Annotated in this window: 30 protein-coding genes and 1 tRNA gene; 14 read left to right on the top strand and 17 right to left on the bottom strand. The window is 67.5% G+C overall.

Annotated features, from left to right (window positions below; translation table 11 throughout):
- Positions 1–28: 28 nt before the first annotated feature.
- The 5 genes from AC1DP3_RS14485 to galU all read right to left on the bottom strand — a co-directional run bounded on the left by AC1DP3_RS14485 (position 29) and on the right by galU (position 4,446).
- Complete coding sequence (locus AC1DP3_RS14485; protein ID WP_477294445.1) at positions 29–1,663, bottom strand: MFS transporter; 1,635 nt, start codon at positions 1,661–1,663, stop codon at positions 29–31.
- A 119-nt stretch (positions 1,664–1,782) separates the two neighbouring features.
- Positions 1,783–1,855 (bottom strand) — tRNA-Ala (locus AC1DP3_RS14480).
- 60 nt (positions 1,856–1,915) lie between these two features.
- A complete protein-coding gene (locus tag AC1DP3_RS14475) occupies positions 1,916–2,800 on the bottom strand; it encodes an AAA family ATPase (RefSeq protein WP_477294444.1) in 885 nt (294 codons plus the stop codon).
- A 95-nt stretch (positions 2,801–2,895) separates the two neighbouring features.
- Entirely contained in the window at positions 2,896–3,525 is a 630-nt protein-coding gene (locus tag AC1DP3_RS14470; RefSeq protein WP_477294442.1) for a GNAT family N-acetyltransferase, read from the bottom strand.
- A gap of 33 nt (positions 3,526–3,558) precedes the next feature.
- Positions 3,559–4,446: a UTP--glucose-1-phosphate uridylyltransferase GalU gene (galU, locus tag AC1DP3_RS14465; RefSeq protein ID WP_477294440.1), complete on the bottom strand. Its 888-nt coding sequence runs from the start codon at positions 4,444–4,446 to the stop codon at positions 3,559–3,561.
- Between the two features lie 84 nt (positions 4,447–4,530).
- On the opposite strand from galU, the gene AC1DP3_RS14460 reads away from it, so the two are divergent.
- Genes AC1DP3_RS14460 through mscL form a run of 3 tightly spaced genes read left to right on the top strand, consistent with a single transcriptional unit; the run spans position 4,531 to position 5,892 of the window.
- Positions 4,531–5,127, top strand: a complete 597-nt coding sequence (locus AC1DP3_RS14460; RefSeq protein WP_477294438.1) for a 5-formyltetrahydrofolate cyclo-ligase — start codon at positions 4,531–4,533, stop codon at positions 5,125–5,127.
- 28 nt (positions 5,128–5,155) lie between these two features.
- Positions 5,156–5,443: an FmdB family zinc ribbon protein gene (locus AC1DP3_RS14455; protein WP_477294436.1), complete on the top strand. Its 288-nt coding sequence runs from the start codon at positions 5,156–5,158 to the stop codon at positions 5,441–5,443.
- A gap of 32 nt (positions 5,444–5,475) precedes the next feature.
- Positions 5,476–5,892, top strand: a complete 417-nt coding sequence (mscL, locus tag AC1DP3_RS14450) for a large conductance mechanosensitive channel protein MscL (protein ID WP_477294434.1) — start codon at positions 5,476–5,478, stop codon at positions 5,890–5,892.
- A gap of 4 nt (positions 5,893–5,896) precedes the next feature.
- Here mscL and AC1DP3_RS14445 read toward each other — a convergent pair whose 3' ends face one another.
- Together AC1DP3_RS14445 and AC1DP3_RS14440 are read right to left on the bottom strand one after the other, a co-directional pair.
- The gene (locus AC1DP3_RS14445; protein ID WP_477294432.1) at positions 5,897–6,094 is read right to left on the bottom strand and encodes a hypothetical protein; all 198 of its coding nucleotides are present in this window, start codon (positions 6,092–6,094) and stop codon (positions 5,897–5,899) included.
- Positions 6,081–9,785, bottom strand: coding sequence for an AAA family ATPase (locus tag AC1DP3_RS14440; RefSeq protein ID WP_477294493.1), 3,705 nt, complete (start codon positions 9,783–9,785; stop codon positions 6,081–6,083). Before AC1DP3_RS14440 ends, AC1DP3_RS14445 begins: the two co-directional genes overlap by 14 nt.
- Before the next feature lie 200 nt (positions 9,786–9,985).
- Between AC1DP3_RS14440 and AC1DP3_RS14435 the strand changes: the two genes are divergently transcribed.
- The 3 genes from AC1DP3_RS14435 to AC1DP3_RS14425 all read left to right on the top strand — a co-directional run bounded on the left by AC1DP3_RS14435 (position 9,986) and on the right by AC1DP3_RS14425 (position 11,989).
- Complete coding sequence (locus AC1DP3_RS14435) at positions 9,986–10,495, top strand: methylated-DNA--[protein]-cysteine S-methyltransferase (protein ID WP_477294430.1); 510 nt, start codon at positions 9,986–9,988, stop codon at positions 10,493–10,495.
- A gap of 214 nt (positions 10,496–10,709) precedes the next feature.
- On the top strand, positions 10,710–11,531 hold the full coding sequence (locus AC1DP3_RS14430; protein ID WP_477294428.1) for a helix-turn-helix transcriptional regulator: 822 nt from the start codon (positions 10,710–10,712) through the stop codon (positions 11,529–11,531).
- A gap of 98 nt (positions 11,532–11,629) precedes the next feature.
- On the top strand, positions 11,630–11,989 hold the full coding sequence (locus AC1DP3_RS14425) for a histone-like nucleoid-structuring protein Lsr2 (RefSeq protein WP_477294426.1): 360 nt from the start codon (positions 11,630–11,632) through the stop codon (positions 11,987–11,989).
- Positions 11,990–12,013: 24 nt separating this feature from the next.
- Here AC1DP3_RS14425 and AC1DP3_RS14420 read toward each other — a convergent pair whose 3' ends face one another.
- Positions 12,014–12,268 carry a hypothetical protein gene (locus AC1DP3_RS14420; RefSeq protein ID WP_477294424.1) on the bottom strand — a complete coding sequence of 85 codons (255 nt, stop codon included), beginning with the start codon at positions 12,266–12,268 and terminating at the stop codon, positions 12,014–12,016.
- A 225-nt stretch (positions 12,269–12,493) separates the two neighbouring features.
- On the opposite strand from AC1DP3_RS14420, the gene AC1DP3_RS14415 reads away from it, so the two are divergent.
- From AC1DP3_RS14415 to AC1DP3_RS14405, 3 genes are read left to right on the top strand one after another with little or no spacing between them, the layout of a single operon-like run.
- On the top strand, positions 12,494–13,879 hold the full coding sequence (locus tag AC1DP3_RS14415) for an extracellular solute-binding protein (RefSeq protein WP_477294422.1): 1,386 nt from the start codon (positions 12,494–12,496) through the stop codon (positions 13,877–13,879).
- Positions 13,880–13,882: 3 nt separating this feature from the next.
- A complete protein-coding gene (locus tag AC1DP3_RS14410) occupies positions 13,883–14,857 on the top strand; it encodes a carbohydrate ABC transporter permease (RefSeq protein WP_477294420.1) in 975 nt (324 codons plus the stop codon).
- Entirely contained in the window at positions 14,854–15,828 is a 975-nt protein-coding gene (locus AC1DP3_RS14405; protein WP_477294418.1) for a carbohydrate ABC transporter permease, read from the top strand. Before AC1DP3_RS14410 ends, AC1DP3_RS14405 begins: the two co-directional genes overlap by 4 nt.
- A 69-nt stretch (positions 15,829–15,897) precedes the next feature.
- Here the strand turns inward: AC1DP3_RS14405 and AC1DP3_RS14400 are convergent, their stop codons facing one another.
- A complete protein-coding gene (locus tag AC1DP3_RS14400) occupies positions 15,898–16,239 on the bottom strand; it encodes a DUF7882 family protein (protein ID WP_477294416.1) in 342 nt (113 codons plus the stop codon).
- Between the two features lie 443 nt (positions 16,240–16,682).
- On the opposite strand from AC1DP3_RS14400, the gene AC1DP3_RS14395 reads away from it, so the two are divergent.
- From AC1DP3_RS14395 to AC1DP3_RS14385, 3 genes are all read left to right on the top strand, one after another.
- Positions 16,683–17,015 (top strand): DUF7882 family protein, encoded by a 333-nt coding sequence (locus AC1DP3_RS14395; protein ID WP_477294414.1) that lies wholly within the window; start codon positions 16,683–16,685, stop codon positions 17,013–17,015.
- 66 nt (positions 17,016–17,081) lie between these two features.
- The gene (locus AC1DP3_RS14390; RefSeq protein WP_477294412.1) at positions 17,082–18,032 is read left to right on the top strand and encodes a helix-turn-helix domain-containing protein; all 951 of its coding nucleotides are present in this window, start codon (positions 17,082–17,084) and stop codon (positions 18,030–18,032) included.
- A gap of 116 nt (positions 18,033–18,148) precedes the next feature.
- Complete coding sequence (locus tag AC1DP3_RS14385; protein WP_477294410.1) at positions 18,149–18,565, top strand: CBS domain-containing protein; 417 nt, start codon at positions 18,149–18,151, stop codon at positions 18,563–18,565.
- A 102-nt stretch (positions 18,566–18,667) separates the two neighbouring features.
- Here AC1DP3_RS14385 and AC1DP3_RS14380 read toward each other — a convergent pair whose 3' ends face one another.
- The 3 genes from AC1DP3_RS14380 to AC1DP3_RS14370 all read right to left on the bottom strand — a co-directional run bounded on the left by AC1DP3_RS14380 (position 18,668) and on the right by AC1DP3_RS14370 (position 20,240).
- Positions 18,668–19,342, bottom strand: a complete 675-nt coding sequence (locus AC1DP3_RS14380) for a DUF6766 family protein (protein ID WP_477294408.1) — start codon at positions 19,340–19,342, stop codon at positions 18,668–18,670.
- A gap of 4 nt (positions 19,343–19,346) precedes the next feature.
- A complete protein-coding gene (locus AC1DP3_RS14375) occupies positions 19,347–19,472 on the bottom strand; it encodes a hypothetical protein (RefSeq protein ID WP_477294406.1) in 126 nt (41 codons plus the stop codon).
- A gap of 96 nt (positions 19,473–19,568) precedes the next feature.
- A complete protein-coding gene (locus AC1DP3_RS14370) occupies positions 19,569–20,240 on the bottom strand; it encodes a DNA alkylation repair protein (protein WP_477294404.1) in 672 nt (223 codons plus the stop codon).
- 55 nt (positions 20,241–20,295) lie between these two features.
- On the opposite strand from AC1DP3_RS14370, the gene arr reads away from it, so the two are divergent.
- Positions 20,296–20,706: an NAD(+)--rifampin ADP-ribosyltransferase gene (gene arr, locus AC1DP3_RS14365; RefSeq protein WP_477294402.1), complete on the top strand. Its 411-nt coding sequence runs from the start codon at positions 20,296–20,298 to the stop codon at positions 20,704–20,706.
- Between the two features lie 15 nt (positions 20,707–20,721).
- Here the strand turns inward: arr and AC1DP3_RS14360 are convergent, their stop codons facing one another.
- From AC1DP3_RS14360 to arfB, 4 genes are all read right to left on the bottom strand, one after another.
- A complete protein-coding gene (locus tag AC1DP3_RS14360) occupies positions 20,722–20,949 on the bottom strand; it encodes a DUF1232 domain-containing protein (RefSeq protein ID WP_477294400.1) in 228 nt (75 codons plus the stop codon).
- Positions 20,950–21,094: 145 nt separating this feature from the next.
- Entirely contained in the window at positions 21,095–22,270 is a 1,176-nt protein-coding gene (locus AC1DP3_RS14355; protein ID WP_477294398.1) for a tectonin domain-containing protein, read from the bottom strand.
- Between the two features lie 498 nt (positions 22,271–22,768).
- Positions 22,769–23,473 carry a spermidine synthase gene (locus AC1DP3_RS14350; protein ID WP_477294396.1) on the bottom strand — a complete coding sequence of 235 codons (705 nt, stop codon included), beginning with the start codon at positions 23,471–23,473 and terminating at the stop codon, positions 22,769–22,771.
- 109 nt (positions 23,474–23,582) lie between these two features.
- Complete coding sequence (arfB, locus tag AC1DP3_RS14345; protein ID WP_477294393.1) at positions 23,583–24,020, bottom strand: alternative ribosome rescue aminoacyl-tRNA hydrolase ArfB; 438 nt, start codon at positions 24,018–24,020, stop codon at positions 23,583–23,585.
- A gap of 86 nt (positions 24,021–24,106) precedes the next feature.
- Between arfB and AC1DP3_RS14340 the strand changes: the two genes are divergently transcribed.
- Positions 24,107–24,583, top strand: coding sequence for an N-acetyltransferase family protein (locus tag AC1DP3_RS14340; protein WP_477294391.1), 477 nt, complete (start codon positions 24,107–24,109; stop codon positions 24,581–24,583).
- A 23-nt stretch (positions 24,584–24,606) separates the two neighbouring features.
- Here AC1DP3_RS14340 and AC1DP3_RS14335 read toward each other — a convergent pair whose 3' ends face one another.
- Complete coding sequence (locus AC1DP3_RS14335) at positions 24,607–25,113, bottom strand: 2'-5' RNA ligase family protein (protein ID WP_477294389.1); 507 nt, start codon at positions 25,111–25,113, stop codon at positions 24,607–24,609.
- Positions 25,114–25,327 lie beyond the last annotated feature (214 nt).

Raw genomic sequence — 25,327 nt, 5'->3', positions numbered from 1 at the left:
TCCGCTGTTCTGCGCGTCAGAGGCAGGGTCAGATGGTGCCCACAGCAGGCTCGGCCTCTTCTTCTTCGGGCTTGGCGACGACCTCGGCCGGGAGGTTTCGCGCGAGCATGAGCGAGACCGCCAGGAGAGCGAAGACGATGAAGAGCGCCTGCTTGAGGGCTTCGACCTGTGAGTCGGCGTAGTCCTGAGCGACCGCGGTCGCAACCTCGGGATCGGCCCCCGCATCGAGCACGATCTTCTCGGCCTCGGCCTGCGAGATGATCGGCACGCCCTGTTCGGCGAGCACCTGGGTGACCTGGCTCTGCACCTCGGGGGTCACCTTGTCGTTCAACTGCACCGCGGCGGAGAAACCCGAGCCGAGCAGGAGGATGAACACCGATCCGACGATCGCGGTGCCGAACGACGACCCGAGGTTCTGGAAGGTGCCCTGCAGTCCGCCGACCTCCGAGGTGTCCTCCTTGGACACGGCCGACATGTTCACATTGCCGAGCTGCGAGGCGAGCAGGCCGAAGCCGGCGCCGATCACGAACATCCCGATCGCGAAGGCCCAGTCCCACAACTCGGGCTGAATCGAGACCAGCACGATCAAGAGGCCCACGGCCATCGTGGCCTGGCCCGCGCGGGCGATGTACTTCGCGGAGCGGCGCTGGGTGAGCCACGAGCCGACGATCGAGCACAGCACGAGACCGGCCGACAGCGGCAGGATCTTCAGCCCCGTCTCGAGTGCGTTGTTGCCGAGCATCGTCTGCAGGTACACCGGGATCACGAAGAAGAGCGCAGCGATCGCGAAGTACTGCACGAGGAACCCGGCCAGCCCGCTGCGCAGCGCCGGGATGCCCAGCAGGCTCACCTTGAGGAGCGGGTTGCGGCCGGCCTCCTCGAGCGTGCGCTGACGTCGCAGGAACAGCCACAGTACGACGATGCCCAGGAGGATCAGGTACGTCACGAGCGAGACCCCGAGCGGTGCGATCTCGACGCCGTTGATCTCCGGCGAGATGAGCGGCGTGAACCAGCCCCAGGTCTTCGACTGCAGCACGCCGAAGACGAGCAGCGCCATGCCGCCCGCCGAGAGGATCACGCTCGGGATGTCGATCTTGATCGACGGCGTGGCGGGAACGTCCTTGATCCGGCCGGCGAAGATGAGGACGAAGATCATGATCACGGTCTCACCGAAGAAGACGAAGCGCCACGACGCGTAGGTCGTGGCAAGTCCGCCGATCAGCGGACCGGCTGCGGCGGCGAGGCCGGTGGCCGCACCGAGGATCGAGAAAGCCGCCACCCTGGCCTTGCCGGTGTAGTTGATCGCGGCGAGCGCGGCGATCGCGGGGATGACGAGCACCGCGCCGAGACCCTCGACGAGTGACCACCCGAACAGCAGCATTCCGAGGTTCTGGCTGAGGCCGGTGATGAGCGAACCGATGCCGTAGATGACCGCGCCGATCTTGAACGCCCGGCCGCGGCCGAGCTTGTCGCCGAGCTTGCCGCCGGTCAGCATGAACGCCGCCATGGTGAGCGTGTAGAAGGTGATGGCCGCCTGCATGCCCGTGATCGTCGTACCGAGGTCGCTGGCGACCTGTGAGATCGACACGTTCATCACGGTGCTGTCGAGCACCATCACGAACTGCGAGACGGCGAGGATGACGATCACGAGCGGGTTCTTCATGGCCCGACACTAGCGCTGACGCACCCCCGCGCACGGGAGGCGCAACCCGAATGGGGTGAGCATCATCGTCGAGCCCATACGAAGAAAGAGCACCCGCAGGGGGTGCTCTTTCTGTGCTGTGGACCTGAGGGGAATCGAACCCCTGACCTCCTCGATGCGAACGAGGCGCGCTACCAACTGCGCTACAGGCCCTTGAACCTCCGCTACATTAGCACGCTGGCCAGGTGCCTCCGAATCGAGGAGAGAGGCCGATCAGCCGCCCACAGCACGGCGCTCGAGGAGCTGGCGCACATGCGCCTCGATCTGCTCATCATCGACGAAGCCCATGCGTGAGAATGCGGTTTCGGAGGCCCGTGCACGGCGTGCCGCGGTGATCGACGGAGGCCGTTCGGCCTCGGTTCTGGCCCGCAGAGCCTCTTCGAGCGCGGCCTCGCGAAGGGCATCACGTGCCTCGGCGGCATCCAGCATGGCCGCTGCGCGCGACCCTGCCGACGCCGTGAGCGGACGAGGCAGCTCGCGCGGCGCCCACGAGCGCTCCTCCGCGGCGAGCGCGACATCCTGAACCGCGGTCCGGGTGCGCACCGCCGCGTCCGTCACTGTCACGCCGGAGATCGCGCGGCGACCCACTCGCGCCATCCGGCGGAGGAGTGCGGCGCACACCACGCTCAGCCCCACGCCGACGGCGAGCAGGCCCCACGCGGCGGAGAACGCGCCCCATCCCACCAGCCCGACCGCCAGGAGCCCGATCATGGTGGTCAGCAGGCGGGCCCGACGCCGTGCGCGGGCGCGGCGAGCTGCCGGCTGGTCGCGAGCGACGGCGAGAGCGACCCGCGCTTCTTCGAGACCGGCCTGGTCCTGCTGGGCCTGCGCGCGCTTGGCGAGGTCTTCCCGCTCGACGAGCGCGCGGCGTGCGAGCCGCTGCTGCGCCAGTGCGGTGCGCGCGTTGAGCTCGAGCCTGACCTCGTCCGGCGTCTCACTCGTCTCGGCGAGCACGCGGAGCGCCTGGTTGAGGCGGACGGCATTTCGCTCGGCGGCGTCGTACTGGCGACGGCTCGCCCACGACGGAAGCAGGTACACGAGCCACAGGAGCACGGCGACGAGAACGATGACTCCCCCGCCCAGCACCTGCCCGCCCATGTGTCCACGGTAGGCGAGGTGATGTCGGACGCCGGTGATATACCGGCGTGTCGTCCCCAGACGGGCCGGGACCGCGCGCAGTGGAGCGAACCGGGTCAGGCGTGCAGGCGGTCCGCAGGCGGAATCGCCGCGGCGTCCTGCGGCACCCGGCCCTGCACCCAGCGCTCGAGGATGCCCCCCGGCACCTCTTCGCGCACGAGGGCGAAGGCGTAGTGGTCGCGCCAATCCCCATCGATGTGGATGAATCGACGGCGGAGGCCCTCGTACCGGAACCCGAGCTTCTCGACGACTCGGAGACTCGCCCGGTTCTCCGGACGGATGCAGATCTCCATGCGGTGCAGGCGCAGTTCGCTGAAGCAGATGTCGGTGGCCATCGCCACAGAGATGGTGGTGATGCCGCGCCCGGCGAACCGCTCGCTGACCCAGTAGCCGATCGTGGCCGAGGCGAGCGAGCCCCTGGCGATGCCCCACACGTTCAGCTGCCCCGCGATCTCGCCGTCGTACTCCATGACGAAGGGCACACCCTGCCCGTCGCGATACTGCTGGAGCAGCCGCCGGATGCCGAGCCGCATGTCGAACGACACCGGACCGTCGGGGCTCGTGGCCTCCCACGGACGCAGCCAGGACCGGTTCGAGAGCAGCTCCTGCTGGAGCACGCGCGCGTCGCGAGGACGAACGAGTCGTATCGACACCGGCCCATGCCTGCGGGGAGCGGTCAGATCCACGATCCCCCCTCAGCGGAAAGCCTCACTGTGTCGTCACAGTGTCGCAGCGAACTCCTTGAACCAGGGTCGCAGTTCGGGTCCGAGATCCTCGCGGTCTGCGGCGAGCTGCACGATGGCCTTGATGTAATCCACTCTATCGCCGGTGTCATAGCGCCGACCCCGGAAGATCACTCCGTACACGCCGGGGCCCTCGGAGTCGGCGGCCATCTCCTGGAGCGCGTCGGTCAGCTGGATCTCGCCGCCCTTGCCGGGCTCGGTGCGCTCGAGGATGTCGAACACGTCGGGGCTGAGCACGTAGCGGCCGATGACCGCGAAGTTGGAGGGAGCGTCCTCGGCTTTGGGCTTCTCGACGAGGCCTGTGACCTTGACGACCCCCTCGCGGTCGGTCTCCTCGATCGCGGCCGCTCCGTACATGTGGATGTGGTCGGGCTCGACCTCCATGAGTGCGACGATCGCGGCGCCCGTGCGCTCGTGCTCCTCGAGCATCGTCGTCAGAAGCGGGTCGCGCTCGTCGATGAGGTCGTCGCCGAGGAGGACGGCGAAGGGGTGGTCGCCCACGTGCGAACGGGCCCGCAGAACGGCGTGACCGAGACCCTTCGGCTCGCCCTGGCGCACGAAGTGGATGTCAGCGAGGTCGCTGGACTGCTGGACCTTCGCCAGCTTGTCCATGTCGCCCTTCTTCTCGAGATTGCGCTCGAGCTCGGGGACGGAGTCGAAGTGGTTGGACAGGTTGTTCTTGTTGCGTCCGATGATGATCAGGACGTCCCGGATGCCGGCCAGCGTCGCCTCTTCGACGACGTACTGGATCGCCGGCTTGTCGACGACGGGGAGCATCTCCTTCGGCATCGCCTTCGTTGCGGGAAGGAAGCGCGTGCCGAGTCCGGCGGCGGGGATGACCGCCTTGAAGGGCTTATGGGGCATTGTCCGATCCTACTTCGCGACCGCTCAACCCCATTGAGGGCCTTGCGCAAGCCGGCGAGATGTGCCGCCACCTAGAATCAGTGCATGTCCGATGCGATTGCCGACGCGAAGCGCGCCCTGCGCGCCGAGCTTCGCGAACGCCGGCAGCTCCTGTCGGAATCGGCACGGGATGCCGCCGCTCGTGGTGTGACGGAACAGCTCGATGCGCTCGTGGCCAAGGTCGGCGCGCGCTCTCTCTCATGCTTCCTCTCGACGACCACCGAGCCGGGGACGCGTGAGTTCGTCGATCGTGCAGTGGCACGCGGCATCCGGGTGCTCCTGCCGGTGACCCGCGCTGACGGCCTGCTCGACTGGTCGGTCGCCACGCCTGACATCGACATCGCCGAGGGCATGTACGGGCTCCCCGAACCGGTCGGGGAGCTGCTCGGGCCGATCGCCGTCAACAGCGTCGACCTCCTCGTGATCCCTGCCGCGGCCGTCGACCGCTCCGGCATGCGCCTCGGCTGGGGCCGCGGCTTCTTCGACAAGACCATCGGGTCGATGGAACGCTGCCCTCCCGTGTACGCCGTCGTCTACGACACCGAGATCCTCGACGAGGTGCCGCGAGATCTCCACGATCAGCGCGTGACCGGCGTCGTCACCCCCACTCAGACACTCACGCTCACGCCCGCGCGGCGCTGAGTTCGAGCACACCCACGAAAAGAGCCAGATGCCCACCTACGCGTATGCCTGCAAGCAGTGCGGTCACCGCTTCGAAGCAGTGCAGTCCTTCGCCGACGCGACGCTGACCGAGTGCCCGGAGTGCGGAGGCGCACTCCGCAAGGAGTACGGCTCGATCGGCGTCACCTTCAACGGCTCGGGCTTCTACCGCACGGACTCGCGTCCGGCCGCGCAGGGTTCGACGTCCACGTCGAGCGGCTCTTCCGGCGGAGACTCCTCGCCTTCGAAGCCGACGAAGACCGAGACGAAGTCCTCCCCCGCCCCCTCGGGCTCCTGACCGGCTGACGCCCGCGACAAGAGAGGCACGAGATGATCCAGGGCTTCAAGGCGTTCATCCTCCGCGGCAACGTCATCGACCTGGCCGTAGCCGTGGTCATCGGCGCGGCGTTCACCGGCATCGTCAACGCGATCGTGGCGGGACTCATCAATCCGCTCATCGCCCTGATCTTCCAGGCGGATGCCCTCACCGACGTCGTGATCGGCATCCCGAACATCCGCGGCGGCACGACCGACTTCGCGATCGGGCTCATCATCGCGGCGATCATCAACTTCGTCGCGGTCGCGGTGGTCGTCTACTTCGTGTTCGTTCACCCGATGAACCGCCTCAAGGAGCGGCAGGCGGCGAGCAAGGGCATCCCTCAGCCGGAGGAGGAGCCGCTGCCGACCGAGGCCGAACTGCTCGTGCAGATTCGCGACCTCCTCGAGAAGCAGTCGCCCAGGGCCTGATCGCTCACCAGTGCGGCGGCACGTCCCGCCGCATGCGGTCGTCGTTCGGACCCTTCTCAGAGCCGGATGCGGCGTCCGTCGCCGGCATCTCAGCGTTCTCGTCCGCGGGCGCCGGCTCGCCTGTCGTGCCCGGTGCCGGTGTCAGCTTCGCGCGGCGACTGCCGGGGACGCGCTCGACCCGCTGACGGTCACTCCCGGACATCGAACGGCTGGGTGTCGGTCTCGGCGATGGCCGCCTCGGGCGCCACTCCCAAAAGCGCCGCGATGCGGGATGCCACTGCGGCCGGGTCGCTGTAGAGATCGAACGCGTGCACCCGGACGTAGTGCCAGCCCAGACGCCGCAGGATCTGGGGCCGAAGGCGCAGCGCCTCGCGGAGCGATTCACCCTGCGTCTCAGGATCGATCTCGGCCACGACGGCCTTGCCGTCGTACTGCGCGACGAGAGGCAGGAGTCCTCGGTAGTGCACATCCACCGAGACGCCGAGAGCCCGCAGCTCGTGGGCGAGAGCGCGCGTGAGCGGATCGGCGAGATCCTCGAGCCGGGCCTCACGGGAGCGCGAGGCGACGCCGCCGAGGATCGACATGAGCGTCGCCGCGCCGTGGTCCAGTCGCCCGTCGTCGAACGCGGACGGACGGATGGACGAGACGATCACCATCGAGCGGCGGGCGCGTGTCATGCCAACGGTCAGCAGCCTGTCGCCGTCCGGCGTGGAGAGGTCGCCGAAGTCGCTCAAGACGCGCCCGTGGCGCGTGAGGCCGAATCCGAGCGAGAAGATCACCCGATCGCGGCTCTCGGCGACGGACTCCTCGAGCGTCAGCACGGCGAAGGGCTCGGCGGTGTCGCGCGAGACGAAGTCGGCGACGTCGGATCGTCCGGCGAAGGCGGTCTCGACCGCGGCGCGCACCCGCTCGGCGTGCTTCGTGCTCGCCGTGACGACCATGAGCGACTCGGAGGAGCGGTTGATCGCGTGCTCGACGACGAGGGTGACGACGCGGTTGACCTCGGCATCCGGGCTCTCGACCGCGCCCGTGACGGGATCAGGGGCGCCCACCCCTCCCTCGACGTAGTCGACGCTGAGGCTCCCGCGGCCGAGGTACGAGCCCGCCCAGGGCAGCGACACCAGCTCACCGCCGTAGAAGGCGTCGTTCACCAGCCGCGCGAGGTCCTCCCCGCCGGCCCGGTAGCTGCGGGTCAGGGTCTCCACCGGAAGCAGCTCCGCGAGGCGCTCGAAAACACTCGTCTCATCGAACGCCGCGCCCTCCTCCTCGATCGGATCCGTTCGGCTCACACTGGTCGCGACCCGGAACGGGGTGGGCTTCTGTGTGACGGGATCGCCGAAGACGACGACCTGCTCGGCGCGGCGCAGAGCGGGCACCGCCTCCGCCAGGCACAGGGCGCCGGCATCCGCGATCACGACGACGTCGAAAGAGGGTTCCTCGGGAATGGCGGGCACATCATACGGAGAGGCGAGCCACACGGGCGCGAGCGCGCGGAGCAGGGTCGGAGCCGAGGCGCTCAGCAGCGCGGGGTCCGCCACACCCTCCTTCAGCGCGCGCTTCAGCGCGGCCGCCTCCGAAGGATGATCGACGATCCCGATCCGCCATTGGGTCGCCAGCTGGGCGGCCAGCAGAGGGCCGGATGCTGCGGCATGGGCTTCGTCGACCAGCCGGAAGTCGCGCTCGAGGCGATCCACCACGGCGGTGTTGGCGCCCAGGAGCGCGCGGTCGGTGCGCAGCAGGTGCTCGAGGGCGGACTGCCACCACGCGTAGTCCAGCTCATCGCCGACGCGGTCTTCGGGCACGTGGCGCACCGAGAGCTCGGTCAGCAGCGGATCGAGCCCGAGCGCGGCGAGCTCGCTGCGCAGGGCGGCGCGCTCCATGAGGTTGTCGAACACGTCGGAGTGGGCCGCGAGGCCGGCGAGGGTGCGGACGAGTGCGGGAATCGGCAGCGTCGCGAGCCTGGCCGCGTCCTTGCGGCCGAGGATGCCGTCGAGCTGGCCGAGGTCGGCCTCCACTCGCTGCCATGCCACGTGCACGTCGCCGAGACCGAGCGGGAGCTCGGGCACCACGCCGACGTCGACGTGCTTCTGCCACTCGGCGCGCTGCTGCTGCACACGCAGCAGGGCTTCGTGCATGTCGGCGATGTGGACGCCCGGACGCACGTACTCCCGAGAGAGACGGCGGAGGTGCCGGCGGCGCGTTCCGGTGAGGTGGGGAGCCTCGCGGCGTGGGCCGTGCGCCTGGATCAGCTCATCGAGCGGGCGCTCGAAGACCGTCGGGCTGAAGCGGTCGAGCGAGTCGCGGATGCCCTGCAGGACACGCAGATACGCACCGAGCTCGGTGATCGTGCGGAACGGGCGCATCCGCGTCTGCCCGATGAGCTCGTAGGCGCGCTCGAGCAGTGCGGGAAGATCACGGCGATGAAGAGCTCCGGCGAGACCGTGGGCGGCGCGAGCCTGCTCGGTGGTCGCGAAGCTCACGCCGTACCAGGGCGACTCGCCGGGCCCGACCTTGAACTCGCCGAGCCGAGCCGCCGCGGCGAGTGTGGCTGCGGCATCCGCTCGTCCGCGGGCGAGACCCTCGAGCGTCGCCAGGTCGAAGCGGGCGGCCGTCTCGAGAGCGGGCTCGCGGGAGGAGAGACCGGCGAGTGTGCGGAGGATGTCGAGCATCGACACCCCGAGCGATTCATGGCGGCGCGTGACGGCGCCGCGGTAGTCCCGCAGGACACCGCGCAGCCGCACGAGAGCGTCGTCGATGTCGGAGACCTTGGGCTGCTCCGCCTTCTCATTGCGCGTGATCGCCCGGATGAGGTCGCGCTGGAGATCGCGCGGGGAGACGGCCAGTCCCGAGAGCCCGATGCTCGCGAGCCGGTGGCGCACCCCCTCGAGTGTCGATCGGCGTGCGCTGACGATCAGCACCCGCTTGCCGTCCTTGACGAGAGCTCCGACGGCGTTGATGACCGTCTGGGTGCCGCCCGTGCCGGGAAGCGTGTGGATCACGAGCGACTGGCCCGCGACGATGCGGGTGAGGACGCGTTCCTGCTCGGCATCGGCGTCGAGAAGGAGGAGATCGGATGCCGGCGGCCGCTCGTCGGGGTTCGTCCGCAGCGGCACGTCTCGGCGCGTCGTCAGCCGCTCTCGGTCGTCGTGGTGGCCCGCGAGCGCATTGAGGATGGGGTGATCGAGATTCGCGGCATCGCGCGACATGGGGCCGCCGACGTCGGCGAAGCTCGACACGACCAGCCGCGGCTGGACCGTGAACGACTCGATCGACGCGGTGAGCGCTCGCAGGTGATCGATGACGGGCTGCGGCTTGAAGACGCCGCCCTCCGAGGCGAGGGCCGCGAGGGACGCGCCGTCGAGCTCGATCCCGAAGTGGGTGCGGAGGGCCCGCACCAGTTCCGGATTGACCGTGAAGGCGCCGTGCAGCTTGAGCTCGAAGTCCGCGTGATGCCGCCGGATCGCGAGAGGACGCAGCAGCACCGGCGCCGTGCACGAGAGCCCGCCGATGCGCCACGACGCCAGGCCGACACCCAGCCGCACGGCATCCAGCCCGCGGGCGGTGCGCAGCTCGACGTTCTTGGCGGTCAGGCGCTCCGCGGCCATGCGGGCGGTGCGAAGGGCGACTTCGTCGCGGAAGAGATTGGACAGCAGGGTCGAGCGGCCGGTGATGAACTGCGGAAGACTTCCGGGGTGGGCCTTCGTGATCTCGATGCCGGTCTCGGGAAAGTCGGCGTAATGCAGCAGTGTCGACGCGCCGCCCAGCATCCCGATCTCTCTGCGCAGACGTTCCCGCTCGGGCTCCGCGATGTGCATGACCGTCACTCCTGGTTCGGAAAGACCCAGGTCGCCGGGGGTCACGAGTGCCGAAGGCACGTGGTCCTCCGCGCCCATCAAGGCGCTTCCGTCAGCTCGCCGCACACGATCCAGCGTATGCGGCGCTTCGGCCCTGCGCGGGAGGCAGGTCCGAGTTTCGCCGGATTGCCGACACGCCGGTTGATCAGCCGTTCCTCCCCAGGGGCCCCGGAGAACCTCCCATCCGCATTCCCGGCGGCCGCGCTCAGCCGCCGCCACCTCCTCGCCAGGATGGTCGCATGACCGACATCTCGTTCCGCGTCCACCCCTCCCCCATCGGCGAGATCCTCATCGTCGCGGGCCCTGAAGGCATCATCACGCTGCACCCAATGGAGGCGCCGCTCGACCCCGAACTCACTCGCGTCGCACTCCAGGTGCATGCCATGCCCGTACCCGACGACGAGGCTGGCGGCGATATCGCCCGTCAGCTCGACGAGTACTTCGAAGGCGAGCGGCGCGAGTTCGACGTCGACCTCGACTGGAGATTGGTCACCGGGTTCCGTCGGGCGGCGCTCGAAGCCGTGCGGCGCATCCCCTACGGCGAGACGGCCGGTTACGGCGAAGTCGCGATCTCGGCAGGAAGCCCAGGGGCAGCGCGTGCGGTCGGAACGGCGTGCGCGACGACGCCGTTCTCGATCATCGTGCCTGTTCACCGCGTGGTGCGCGCCGACGGGTCGCTCGGTGAATACGGGGGGCGACCCGAGGTCAAGCGGCACCTCCTCGATCTGGAACGCGCCGCGGCCGGGTAGGCCGGCCGCGGCGCGTTCTACGGCCGCACCGCGTGTCAGCGGAGCAGGTTCCGGTCGCGGCCATCGATCCGTCCGTTCCCGTCGCGGTCTGCGTAAAGGCGAGCCCGTGTGGCCGGTGATAATGTCATCGCTACCGATCACGACGTCGTGCCGGTTCGATGGAAGCAGGTGGTGCGTGATCCCACCCATGAGCGATGGAGCGGACACTCTCCTGATGGAGCGTGCCGTAGACGACCTCGCGCGCCGCACCACATTTCCCGTGGTGTTCGGCGGCCTCGCCCAGGAGGGCGAGATCCACATCTCGGCGATCACGGGCAGTCGCACGCACAACCTCGAGGGGCTCGTCGTCCGTGCGGGGCGAGGACTGGGCGGCAAGGCCTTCATCGAAGCTCGTCCCCGTCTGGCACTCGACTACCGGGTGGCCCGCGGCATCACTCACGACTACGACGGCCCGATCCTGGGCGAAGGCATCGGGACGCTCTTCGCCGTGCCGATCGTCACCTCGGGCAAGTCCCGAGGCGTCATCTACTGCGGGTCGTGGTCTGCGGCGTCGCCTGTCGCGGACGCCGCCGTCGCACCGGCACTCCGGGCAGCCGAAGAGGTGGCGACTGAGCTCCGCGTTCGTGACGAGGTCGAGCGGCGGCTCCGAGCCGTGCCGGCCGTCGAGCAGTCGGCGACGCTTTCGACTGCCGCGCTCGACGATCTGCGCGAGACCTACGCGCAGCTGCGGGCGATCTCCTCGACGGTGGCCGACCCCGCGCTGCGCGATCGGCTCGGCGGTCTCGAGCGCCGGCTGTCGTCCCTCGCACAGGTCGACGCGGCGGTGACCCAGGCGGTGAAGGCCCGCCTGTCGCCCCGCGAGCTCGACGTGCTCGCGGGCGCCGCCCTCGGGTGGACCAATGTCGAAGTCGCCGCGAGCCTGTCGCTCAAAGAGGCGACGGTGAAGTCGTATCTTCAATCGGCGATGGCGAAGCTGGATGCCTCGACCCGACACGCGGCGGTGCTCGCGGCACGGCGGGCCGGACTTCTCCCCTGAGCTTCCCCCGCGACTGCCGGAATTCATTCTCAGAGTGGAATTGTCGCAATCGGAAGTGCGCATAGTGCCGCGGTCAATTGTGCGGGTACTGTCGGTGCATGGCCCGAAGAATTGTGCACCAGCTCGTCGATGATGTCGACGGAACCGTCCTCGACGTCGGAGAAGGTGAGACGGTCCTCTTCTCACTGGACGGGGTCGCCTACGAGATCGACGTGAGCGACGAGAATGCTGCGGCACTGCGCAATGCATTCGCCACCTACATCGACGCAGCCCGCCCCGTCTCGACCAGTCGCGGTCCCCGGAGTGCCGCGGCATCCGCGGCAGAGCGCAAGCGGCGCAGGAACGGACAGCAGGATTACGGCCCCGTGCGCGAATGGGCGAAGTCGAACGGCTACAAGGTCTCAGAGCGCGGGAGGATTCCCGCATCCGTTCTCGAGGCCTTCGAAGCCGCGCAATAACCGCTGATTGCGAGGCCGTGCGCCCTACGTCTCGAAGACGTCGGCGGGGTCCCAGACGTCACCGTCCTCGGACGGGAGGTCGGGTATCGGAACGATGGACAGCGGCACGCCGGCGGTGAGCAGAAGGAACGCCTGCCGTCGACGACCCTCTCCCTGGTTGACCTCGAGCCAGTGCACACCAGAGGCGAGACCGGTTGCGATCTCGCGCTGGAGCGCCTCCAACTCTCTGCCTCCTACGCTGTATTGGTCTCCGCCGTAATAGATGTCGATTCGCTTCATTGAATGCCCCCCCGGACAGCTTCGGTGAAGACTGACATAGGCCAGAAGCATTCGTCCACGCATTGACAACGTGGCCCCCCTCACGTACGCCGAACGCGCCGCACGAGTGAATGCGAGGCCATACATACGCTGAAGACCTGAACCGGTCAAGGCCCTCGGCTCTTCGGCGAACCGCTTCGTATTTTGTTCCCACCGCCCACTTCTCGGGGGCGAGGGAGGTGCATCATGCGAAAAGGAAATCGACTGATTCTCGCCGCGGCGACGGCAGCTGCCGTCCTCGGCACGACCGGCTGCGCGGTCGGCACGGGAGGTGCCGGCGACACCAACGCCGACTACAGCACCGATACCAAGCTCTCGGGCGACCTGTCGGTCATGGGCTTCTCGGGCGTCGACGAAGTCGCGACCAGCCGCCTCGACTACGCGAAGCAGCAGCTCGGCGACGTGAAGGTGAAACTCGCCGAAGGCGATCTCGACCTCCAGCAGTTCCTCTCCGCCGTCGCGACAGGCACGCCGCCCGACATCGTCTACGCGAACCGCGATCAGATCGGGTCGCTCGCCGCCCGGGGTGCGATCGTCCCCTTGGACCGCTGCATCGACGGCGAGGCCATCCCCACCGGAGACTTCGTGCCGGCAGCCCTCGAGCAGGTGACGCTCGACGGAACCGTGTTCGGCATCCCGGAGTTCAACACGATCCAGCTGACGATGGCCAACAGCGATCTGCTGTCGGCTGCCGGACTCACGATCGACGACGTGAACGGCTCTGATTGGGATGCTGTGACCGCGGCGAACAAGGCACTCGCGAAGAGCAGCGGCGGAGGGATCCAGGTCATCGGCTACGACTCGAAGATGCCGGAATTCCTGCCGCTGTGGGCCAAGGCGAACGGCGCCGATCTCATCTCGAAGGACGGCCGCACGGCGCAGCTCGACAACGCCGCAGTCGTCGAAGCGCTCACCTGGGCAGCATCCATCTACGAAGACCAGGGAGGCTTCAGCGCAGTCAAGGCGTATCGCGACTCCGCCGACTTCTTCGGCGAGGGCAACCAATTCGCGTCGGGAACGCTCGGCGCGATGCCGATGGAGCAGTGGTACGTGAACGTGCTCAACGACGTGTCACCCGACGCGCCCATGGCGTTCGACACGGTGCGCGATCGCTCGGGGAAGACCCTGGCCTATGCCGCCGGTTCGGCGTGGGCGATCCCGAGCGGCAGCGGCAATCCCGAGGCGGCATGCCGGTTCGCGCGCGCCATGACCTCGATCGATGCCTGGCAGGCTGCGGCGGAGGCGCGGATCAAGGCCCGCGACGACGAAGGCAAGCCTTTCACCGGCATCCTCACGGGCAACGCGAAGGCGGACGCGATGATCCGCGACATGACGACGTCCGGCGGAGAGCCGTGGGACACCGCGGTCGCCAAGATGTACGAGGCGAACGACAGCACGTTCTCGCTCCCCGCGAACCCCGCCGATGCGGAGTTCAAGTCCGCACTGTTCGACGCGGTCAACTCGGTGCTCAACGGCAAGGCGAGCCCCGAAGACGCTCTTGCCACGGCGCAGAAGAGCGCTCAATCCGCGCTCGACAAGGCGTGGGCATCGCTGGAATCCGAGAAGAAGTGACCCATGTCGGCGCACGCTCTCGTCCAGCCTCGGCCCACGACTGCTGAGCCCACCCCGGAGCGCCGCCGGTCGCGGCGGCAGGCGCGGCGCCGGGAGGTGACCGCGGCGCTGCTGTTCCTGAGCCCGTGGCTCGTCGGCTTCCTCGTCTTCACCGCCTGGCCGCTCATCTACAGCGTGTATCTGTCGCTCACCGACTACGACGTCATCAACAACCCGCAGTTCGTCGGCACCCAGAACTACGTCACGCTCCTCCAGGATCCGAAGATCGCGCTGGCCCTCGGGAACACGCTCTTCTTCACCGCCATTCAGGTGCCGCTGTACGTGATCGTGTCGCTCGCGCTGGCACTGCTGCTCAACCGCGCGGGGCGCAGCGCGGGCACGTTCCGGACTCTGTTCTACCTTCCCAAGATGACACCGCCGGTGGCGGTCGGCATCTTCTTCCTGCTCCTGTTCAACGGCCAGAACGGGCTCGTCAACACTGTGCTCGGATGGTTCGGCATCAACGGCCCGGCATGGACGACGGACGGCGCCTGGGTGAAGCCGGGACTCATCATCATGAGCCTCTGGACCGTCGGGGCATCCGTCATCATCCTGCTGGCCGCACTGCAAGGCGTCCCCGAGGAGCTGTACGAATCCGCGCGTCTCGACGGGGCGGGGTTCTGGCGGCAGTCCGTCTCGGTGACTATTCCGATGATCAGCCCCGCGCTCTTCTTCATCATCGTCGTGAACACCATCGCCGGCCTGCAGACATTCGACGAGGCCTATACGGCCTTCTTCGGCGCCGGCAATACGACGTACAGCAACGATGCGGCGCTCTTCTACGCCATCTATCTCTTCCAGCAGGCCTTCGAGTTCCTGCACATGGGGTACGCGTCCGCCATGGCGTGGGTGCTCTTCGCGCTCGTCATGGTCGTGACCGCCGTGCAGCTGATCGTGTCGCGGCGACTGGTCTACTACGAAGGGGAGGACCGTCGATGACTCGCGTTCTGCCACCTGAGACGCCGCACCACCAGGAGCCGATCGAGCCGACCCCGACCGGCGAAGCCTCGGCATCGGCATCGCCGGAGGCGCCGTCGACCAGCGATGCCCGGGCGGTGCGAGCACGCGGCGCCGGCTCACGCGGGCGGCGGGTGCGCCGTGCCCTCATCATCGCGGCGCTGTCACTGCTCGCTGTCGTCTTCGCCTACCCGTTCATCTGGCTCCTGAGCGCCTCCTTCAAGCCGCGCGGTGAGGTCTTCGACAACCGGCTCATCCCCAAGACCTTCACGTGGGAGAACTACGTCACGGTGTGGCAGGAAGCGCCACTCGGCCTCTGGCTGCTCAACACCCTGATCGTGACGATCCTCGCGGCGACGACCGTCACGTTCTCGAGTGCGATGGTGGCCTGGGCGTTCACCCACTACCGGTTCCGCGGACGCGGAGCGCTGTTCGGCCTTGTGCTGGCGAGCATGATGCTCCCCGGTGCCGTCACGATGATCCCCACGTTCCTCATCTGGAACGCACTCGGACTCGTCGGAACGCTGGTACCCCTTTGGGCGCAGAACCTGTTCGCGAGCGCGTTCTACGTGTTCCTCCTGCGCCAGTTCATGCTCGGGCTGCCGCGCGATCTCTTCGACGCCGCGAAGGTCGACGGGGCATCGGCGTGGGCGGTGTTCTGGCGGATCGCCCTGCCGCTCACGAAGCCCGCACTCGCGGTGACGTTCGTGTTCGAGGTGCAGGCGGTCTGGACCGACCTCATGCGGGCGCTCATCTATCTGCGCGACAGTTCGACGTTCACGATCCCCCGCGGCCTCAAATCACTCGTCGACGCCTTCGGATTCGGGGGCGAGTGGCACTGGGAGCTCATCGTGACGGCGAGCGTCATCGCCACGGCCCCGATGATCATCGTCTTCTTCCTCGCTCAGAAGCAGATCATCCACGGGATCAGCGCGGGAGGCGTGAAGGGCTGACACGGCCGTCCAGGAACCCCGCCGCCGCTGCCGATCCTCGCTCTGCGGGCGGGGAGGCCGAGCGAAGGCTCAGAGTGAAGAGGCGTGCTCGCCGACCGGCTCGGGTCGACTCATCTGGGCTGGTTCGGGCACGAGATAGAGCCCGCCGGGCGAGTTCGCGGTGTAGGCGAGCGCGTCGATCCACGCGGCGTTCAGGCGTGGGCTGCGCCCACCGTAGAACCTGTACACGAGGGAGCAGCGCGGGTGAAGCCACACGGAGGTGCGGCCGTCGCCGATGCTGGCGTCGTCTTTCCATGTGAAATGGAAAGGCTCGCCACGACGGAGTTTGGAGCCGATCACCAGCTGCAGATGCGCCAGTGTCCGGTCGTCGAAATCGACCCTGACGGTCCCTTCGTAGATCAGCTTTCCCATGACCGTCCTCCCTGACGAGGACGGCGAGCGCGCCATGCGCAGGATTCGCTCGGGGTGAGCCGCCGACCGGCTTCCCGTTGCGGCATCCGCTCTTGTTCCCGCATCCGCGCTTCTCCGATCCTGAACCGGTGGTGAGATTCCAGCATCCGCTCCTCCGGTCCTGAGCAATACGCCCTTGACACTCACTGGGTGTCGGGGTAACTCACGCGTCCACGAGGACAAGGGGGCGGCTGTCGCGAGAAGTCAACCCCGTCGACCCGAACCGCGGCCTCGGGAGACGGTGGTCGCGCGTTGAGCGGAACGAGGAGGGACATGCCGGTGTTTTCGATGCCTGCGAGCGCCCTGACCGCCTCACGACCTCGCGCAGTGGATCGCGCTTGCGCTTGGTGGACTGCTCGAGGGCCCGATTGCGACGTGTGCGTGAACATAGCGCGGGAGGCTCCATGGGACGTTTCATGTACGAGGACACGGCACGGATCGAATTCGACGACAGAGTTCTGGCGCATCTGCAGGTGGTCATGGGAACGAAGCTGCGCCGCAGCGAGCCGTTCTTCTTCACCTGGCGCGATGAGCTGGGCTCGGGCGGAGGCCGCACGAGCGTGTGGGTCCATCCGCATGCGCACCTCGTGTTCAAATTCCATGGCAGTCGCTCGCCCCACCTCAACCGGGCCTGGCTGGACGCGCTCATGTTCAGCGCGAACTCTCCGAGCGGCCTCTACGTCGTGCCCGAGCCGGCAGATGTGGCACTCGCGGGCCAGGCCATCGCCGAGGACTGACCGGCGCCACCGGCGATCCACGGGATGCCGGGTCCACCCGTTGCCGAAGACCGCCGGGACGCCCCGATGAGCGCCGGCAGGCAGGTCAATCGCCGGCGAGCCCGGACGGACGACGTCGATGACGCGCAGCGCGCCATGAGCGAGTTCTATGGCGCCGAGATGGACCTTTCCGCATCGCGGCAGGGCGGCTTCGCCTACGAGATGCTGGCGTTCGCGGATGGCACGGCGTCGGTGGCGTCGCTGCGCTTCAGCGGAAGAGTGCGATCCGGCACGGATGCTTTCGCCGATGTCATGATCGCCCATGCCGTGCGCGGCCGACACCAGTGGCGGGTGGGAGACGAGAGAGGATCAGGGTCCGTCCCCTTTCTTATTCCGCCCGGCCACGAGATGCGGGTCGAGTTCTCGGGCGCCCACCTGCGCACGGCCGGCTTCACCGAGCGCTACCTGCGCGACGTTGCGGAGTCGCTCACGGGCGAACCGCCTGAGTGCCTCCGCTTCGACGGAATCAATGCGCGGCGAAGAAGCCCGGTGCTGGCGGCGGAGACGCTCGCGCTGCTCGAGGGCACTCTGCTCACCGAGAGTGCGGTGCAGTCAGCTCCCCTCCTTCGAGCACGGGTGATCCGCCAGGCGGCCGTCTCGATGCTGGCCACCTACCCGCTCGTCGATCTCGAGACGCGCACCGACACCGCGATCGCGCACCGCCAGCTTCGACTCGCCGTCGCATTCATGGAGGCGCACGCAGCGGAGCCGATCACCGTCGGTGATGTCGCCGTGGCTGCCGGCACCACGACCCGGTCGCTGCAGGCGGCATTCCGGCGCAGGTTCGACCTGACCCCCATGCAGTTCCTCCGCAGACTGCGGCTTCGCCTCGCCCGCGAGCAGCTGCTCAGCAGCCAGGACGTCAACCTCACGGTGCGCGATACTGCCCTGCGCTGGGGTTTTGCGCACTCGGGGCGGTTCGCGCAGCAGTACCTCGCAGAGTTCGGCGAGCATCCGTCGCAGAGCCTTCGACGCTGAATCGCTGACGGCCGGTGCGAACGCGGGGATAAGCGGAGCATCCGGCAGTGTCAAGCCCCTGCGTTCGATGCATCCGCCTCCGTAGCGTCGACAGCCCAACTGATTGGAGCGGAAAGATGACAGTCGCAAAGGACATCATGACCCCGGGTCCGCGTTGCGTGGGTGAGAATGACACGCTCGTCGACGCCGCCCGGCTGATGGCAGAGCTGGATGTCGGAGCCCTGCCCATCTGCGGCGAGGACAAGCGGCTGAAGGGCATGGTCACCGACCGGGACATCGTCGTCAAATGCCTCGCCCAGGGTGGAGACCCTGCGAGCACGACGGCGGGGTCGCTCGCCGAGGGGAAGCCGGTCACCATCGGCGCAGACGATGACATCGAAGAGGCGCTCGAAGTCATGAAGCGCTATCAGGTGCGCCGCCTTCCTGTCATCGACGGCCACGACCTGGTGGGCATCATCAGCCAGGCCGACATCGCTCTCTCGCTCGCGGCTCAGGACGTGGGCGAGACCGTCGCCGAGATCTCCGAGTACTAGTCATTCAGCGGAGCGCTCGCGCTCACCACACGACGGATGCCGTGGGCTKCAGCCCACGGCATCCGTCTGAGTGAAGGTGTTCCTCCTGGGTGGGTCCCTGTCTCACTCGGACGACATCGACGACACGTTGTGCGGTGCGCCGACCGGCTTGGACTCACTCGATCCCCGCTGGCGCAGATAGATCGAGAGCGCGATCATCGCACCCACCGCGAGGAACTCCGACTGCCAGTTCTGCAGCGTGCGCGACCAGAAGTCCGGCGACGCGAGGTACTCGAGCCACGTCATCGCCGGCATCCCGTGCTCTGCGTTCTCCTCGTTCATGACGTTCACACCGCCGAGCGACTGCGCGAGCCACGACAGCAGGAACAGCACGCCCATGACGATGAGCAGCGAGTTCGAGTAGATGACCTGACGGATGCCGCGGGCCCTCGCCCACGCCGGCGATCCTGAGTCGGCATACTCCCCCACCATCTGCTCCTCGTCATCACCCGGGCCCTCGTCGCCCGGCTTCTTCGACTCGGGCGAACCGCGCTGCACCAACCAGATGGTGGCGGCGATGAAGAGGAAGAACTGGAGGAACTCGGACTGCCAGTTCTCGGCGACGTCCACCGTGAAGTCGGACGACGTGAGAAAAGCACCGAACGTCTCGAGCGGCATCCCGTGCTGACTCAGCTGCTCATTGTTCTCGAAGTACCCGGCGATCGCCTGCCCCACGAGCGTGAGAAGGAAGAGAGCGCCGAAGAAGAGGCTCAGCCCGTTGTCTCGGATGGAACGCATGCCGTCACCTCCCCATCAGCGGAAGCGCGATCATGTACAGCAGCCCCACCGCCAGAAAGCCGAGGCAGGACCAGAAGACGACCGCCTCCCCGGGGCGCGAGCCCTCTTCCTCCGGAGTGAAATCCACCATGTCGGCCTCCTTCTCGACGGACGCACCGGCGTGCGATGGGTCGATCTTCGCGCCAATCACCGCGCGAAGGGATGGCCTTGACAGGCCGCGACCTCGTTACCGCTCGCTCTGGCGCCGCACGATCTCGCCGATCCAGATCGGGGCGAAGGGCGAGGTGCAGTTGGGGGGTGTCGGATAGTACTTCAGCACTTCGAGGCGCTCGCCGATGTCGACCGCGCGATCGCGCAGCTCCGGGTGGTGGATGCCGATCGCGGCGAGCGTGCTGTTCATCTCCCACTGCAGCCGATCGGGCGCCGACTTCATCTCGGCTTCGATGGTGTCGAGCAGGGCGGAGAGATCGAGCAGCTCGGGATGCTTCGCCACGGCGTCGGCCGTGAGCGCCCAGCCGGCGCTCGCCACCGTCGGGTCAGGATCGTCGAGCCACGCGAGGCGCAGTGTCTCCACATGGGGGCTCTTCTTCACGACGTAGCTGATCAGCCAGTCGTGGACCTTTCGCGCCCGCGCCTCGCGCAGCATCCGGTCCAGGTCTGCGGCCGCAAATGACCTCGGGCGGCAGATCAGGAGAGCGACGAGCTGAGCGGGGGTGTCGTCCGTGGCCCAGAGGGCGAGGGCCAGGTCGTGGTCGGTCTTGATCGCCTTCGCGAGCGCGCGGAGCTTGCTGAGGTTGACTCCGTGGTCGTCGCCGTGCCGCTCGTTGACCTCGCGCACGCGCGGATCCTCCAGCGCGGCCAAGTGGGTCAGCACCGCGGGAACGGTGTGGTCAGGCATGTCTCTCCTCTCTATAGGGCTTTCACCTCGAGCATGGTCCCTTTAGGCTGTCGCGGTGACCGAACCGCTGGATGAGGGCCCGTTCTTCCATGGCACGAAAGCCGATCTGCGGGAAGGCGACCTGCTGACGGCGGGCTTCCGGTCGAACTATCGGCCCGAGATCGTCATGAACCACATCTACTTCACGGCCCGTGTGGAGGGTGCCGGACTCGCCGCCGAACTGGCGGCGGGCGACGGCGAGCCGCGTGTCTACGAGGTCGAGCCCACCGGCTGGTTCGAGAACGACCCGAACGTGACCGACAAGAAGTTTCCCGGCAACCCGACTCGTTCATACCGGAGCACCGAACCCCTCAGGGTGGTGCGCGAGGTCACCGACTGGCCTCGGCTGACACCGGAGGCGCTGCAGGGCTGGAAGGACCGGCTCGCTGTGCTCCAGAACCACGAGCGCGGCGAGATCATCAACTGACGGCGCGGCCTCGCGCTACTTCGACTCGAGGCCGGCCTGCCAGCGCCGCTGCTCGCGGGCGAACAGGATGGCCAGGATGCCCCAGACGCCGAGGTCGTCGGCGAAACCGAGCGGCCCGAGCACGAGCTCGGGGATCAGATCGATCGGCACGAACGTGTAGACGACGGCGCCGATGGCGACCACCATCGTCGTCGGCGAGATCCGGTACTCCCGATCCTTGATCGCCTTCAGGAACTTCCACATGCCTCCAGTGTGCGGCACAGAGGCCCTCTGGGCGCCCGCTTGCCGAGGTCGCGCACACGGCGTATAACGCGGGTGGGCCGGAAGGCGCTGCTCCGATCGCCGTCGAGGACCAGGACTGCGAACTGCCCGGGCGAGCTGCCATCGGTCACGCGTTGAAGAGGTTGACGTTGACAACGTGCGGGAAGTGGTGACCGCTCACCGGCTTCGCGGCACCATACGAGCGCTGATAGATGACCCCGGCCGTGTTGACGAGCACGAGCGTGCCCCCGCCGGCGGAAAGGGTGCGTCCGTCGGAACCGTCGAGCTGCTCCCAGGCACCCGAGGCGAAGTGGTAGATGGAGCCCACGGTGTTGGTGAGGAAGACGTGGCCGTCGTCACTGGAGGCGATGTCGCGGCCGTCGCTTCCCGGCATCCGCTGCCATGAACCGCCGGCCCACTGGTACATCTCGCCGTCTGTGTTCACCAACCACACCTCGGCCCCCGCACTGATGCGGGAACCATCGCTTCCTGGCTCCTGATGCCAGCTCGACGCGCCGGGAACCATGGAGTAGATCCGACCCGCCGAGTTGATCAACCAGGCCGTCCCATCGGTGGCGACGGCAACGTCCCTCCCGCTGCTGCCGGGAAGCTGGTGCCAGGCACCCGCCGTGAACTCATAGATCTTCCCCACGGTGTTCACCAGCAGCACCCGGCCTCCGCCGACCGCGATCGCGGCTCCGTCTGAGCCGGGCATCGGTGTCCAGCGGTCGACGGCATACCGATAGATGCTCCCGCCGGTGTTGATGAGCCACATGGCCTGCGCATCGATCCCGTCGTTGCCGACCGCAACGTCCGCGCCGGACGAGCCGATCATGAGCTTCCACGTCGCACTCTTGAAGGTGCGGTCGACCAGCTCAACCGCCGCCTGGTGCACGACGGGGTCAGAGTGCGCGACCGACGCCTGGACAATCGAGGCCTGCTCTTCGAGTCCGTAGTCTCCGAAGTCCTGGCCRTCCACGAACGTGATGAGATAAGAAGCGTGGTCGTCGCCCAGAACGTGGTCAGCGACTGCATGCCAGCCGTACCACGTCACGGGAAAATGGTGCAGCTGCCAGACGTGGGTAAGCTCGTGCGCGAAGTGCGACCGGAAGTCGAGCGGCGCCTCGTACCACTCGCCGAGGTACATCTTGTAGGGATCTCCGACCACCGTGGGGCGCACGAACTGACGACCGTCGATCCCTGTCTCGTCACAGAGTTCGATGTCATCGCGCACAGGAAAATCACGTTCGAAGATGCTCAGCGCGAACTGATACTCCTCCGGCTCCATGGATCGAGTAGCCATCACGACCTCCTCGGGTCGTCAAGTGAGCGTGCTCACGGGGATGGGGGTGCGGCGGGAGGACCCTCCGTTGTCAGCGGGCCCTTGGGTCCGAAGACTTCGCCGCCCTCCTCTGGATCGGCGCTTGCCACGTCGATGCTGGAAGGTTTGACGTCAGAGTTCGCGCCGGTCTGTTGAGACGGGCGCAGYGGGTCGAACGCGTCGGTCGGAGGGGTTGAACCGAGGGTGCCGCCGGATGAGCGAAAGTCCTCGATGTCGATCGTGGGCTTACGGCCGAACGCTCTCTTGACGGCATCGACGAAGACCGAGATAAGCGACATCAGCCGCATCCTTTCGCCCGCTCGAAGAATGGCCGATCAACGGCCGGATCCCTCGAGAGACTCCCCAAGTTCGAACGCACCCCTGCGGACGACATCGTCCGACAAGGCGAACATTATCAGCGTGGAATCGGCGCAACAAGAGAGCCGCCGTCGAGGCCTCGTCTTTCGGACCGGCCCCTCGTCAGCGGCGAGTGGCGACGTAGACCGTGTTCGACGAGGTACCGCCGGTGAGGCGATTGTCGAACGACACCAAATGAGCGGCGCTGTCGTCGAGCACCGAGGAGAGCGTGGTCATGAAGTCCGTGTCGGGGGGATCGTCCGACCACAGCGCGAAGACCCCCTGCGGGCGGAGGTGGCGGGCCAGGGATTCGAGCCCGGTCGGGGTGTAGAGGTCGGCATGGCTCGGATCGAGCGCATGCCGGGGAGAGTGATCGACATCGAGCAGGATGACGTCATACCGGTCGTCTTCTCGCTCTGGCGTCCGGCGCATCACCGCGAAGAAGTCGTCGTGCACGAGGGTCGTCCGAGGGTCGCCGACCAGCTGCGCCGATACCGGAAGCAGCTCCTTCTCATGCCACCCGATCACTGCGGGGAGCGCATCGATCACGACGAGCCGCGCCACACGATCGTCGTTCAGCGCGGTCACCGCCGTATAGCCCAGGCCCAGCCCGCCGACGAGCACCGAGAGTCCTTCGCCTTCAGCGGCGGCGAGGCCCAGCGTCGCCAGCTCCTCCTCGGCCACGGTGAACAGGCTCGACATGAGGTACTCGTCCTTCAGCTTCACCTCGTAGATCAACTCACCTGTGGCCGGATCAGCCCGCCGGCGAAGTGTCAGCTCCCCCATCCGCGTCTCCTGCCAGTCCAGCTCTTCGAATCGCACGATCATGGCTGCACTTCTTCTCTGGCAGAGGGAACGACGGATGCTGTCGCCGCTCCATCCTGCACCCTCGCGCGTGCGCGTGGATGCCGCGTCAGATCGCCTCGGAGGGGGTTCGTCAGTCGATGGGCGGTCGGCGAAGGCCCTTGGTGTCGGTGCGCCGCTGCTTCGCCTTGAGGCGCCGCTCATTCGAGCCTCGAGTGCGCCTCGTGGGCCTGCGCGTCGGAGACTCCGGGCGCAGGGCGTCAGCGACCAGGGCGGCCAGTCGAGCCCGCGCGGCATCCCTATTGCGAAGCTGCGCACGATGCTCCGATGCGACGATCGTCAGCACTCCTCTCACCAGGCGACCACTCAGTCGGTGGAGGACTCGCTCGCGCTGGAGTGGGGACAGCGCACCGGAGCCGGCGGCATCCCATACGAGCTCCACGCGGGAATCCGCTGTGTTCACCCCTTGGCCACCGGGGCCGGATGATCGCGAGAAGCGCCACGAGAGCTCGGACTCAGGGATCACGACCCCCGCCGTGACCCGAATGCCAGGGCGCTGAGGCGGAGTCATGGTCCCATCCTCCCCTGCGACGAACCCGCACGAGCGACCGTGGAAGTGAACCTCCTCAGCCGGCGCGGTCGTGTAAACATAGCTGCGTGACGAAGGTGACCGTGCGTCAGATGACCCCCGACGAGTATGACGACTGGCAGTCGACGCTCGCTGAAGGCTATGCGGAGGAGCAGGTCGCCGCCGGCCGCTGGCCGCGAGAGGGAGCAGTGCAACGCGCGCGGGAGGAGAACGAGCAGCTGCTGCCGCGAGGACTGGAAACGGAGCGGATGCTGGTGCTTCGAGGGGTGGATGCCGACGGTCAACCCGTCGGGTGGGCGTGGGTCGCCCTCGACCACCCGCGCGGCACACCCGATGTCGCGTTCCTCTACGACATCGAGGTGATCGAGAGCCGGCGAGGAAATGGACTCGGACGGGCGCTCCTTGCGGCAGTCGAGGACGCGACGAGGCGAGCGGGAGCAATGGGCCTGGAGCTGAATGTGTTCGGACGCAATCGTGCCGCCATCTCGCTGTACAGCTCGTCCGGCTATGAGCTCGTCACTCAGCAGATGCGCAAAGCGCTCTGACGCTCGCGTTCCGTTCGGGACTGTTAGTTGAGCGGAGTGACGGTCGCCGTGAGGGAGTCCCATCTGCGGAGCCCGGTCGCCGAGGCTGAACGCGGCGGGCCCAGCAGCGCCCGCGCATCAGGKAGGGCCTCGACCCGGAGCCTGCGCGCGAGCGTCACGTGAGGGACCCACTCCCCCGGCGTGGTGTGCGGAAGGTCATCGCCCAGCGGTGCGAGCTCGTGGATGATCCGGTGGAACTCAAGGAGTTCCGAGCTCGGCGCGACTCCTCGCGCCAGCACCGCTCGATCGCCGTGCCGGAAGGTGATCGGCTCGCCGAGCTGGACGGGTATCGGAAGCAGCCTGGAGGCGTGCGTGAAGTCCACGGCATCGAGCGTGGCGCGGACGAGCAGCGTGATGTGCGGCCTGTTGCTCGCGCCGGTGTGCGCGGCCATGCTCGAGAGTCCCGCTTCGACCAGTCGCGTCCAATCGGCACGCACGAACTCTTCCGTCTCGGGGTCGAGCAGGAGTTCGATGCTGACGATGCTGCTCATGTTGCAAAGAAGGTACCCGCTCAGTGAGGTCGACGCACAGATTGGCGCACCTGGTCGAGGCCGCTCGCGACACCGGGCCGAGCGGTGATCGGATCGGACCGCGATAGTAGGGTGCGGCTCGAGGCGGATCAGCATGATCGAAGTCGAAGGGGGAACCGTGATCGCAGCGCTCAATCGACTCGTTGAATTCATCGACGCTCACCTCACCGGGGAG

This window comes from Microbacterium sp. P5_B6 (assembly GCF_056400345.1).
The sequence above is the reverse complement of the archived record's forward strand: the minus strand, read 5'-3'. Positions and strand labels throughout refer to the sequence as shown.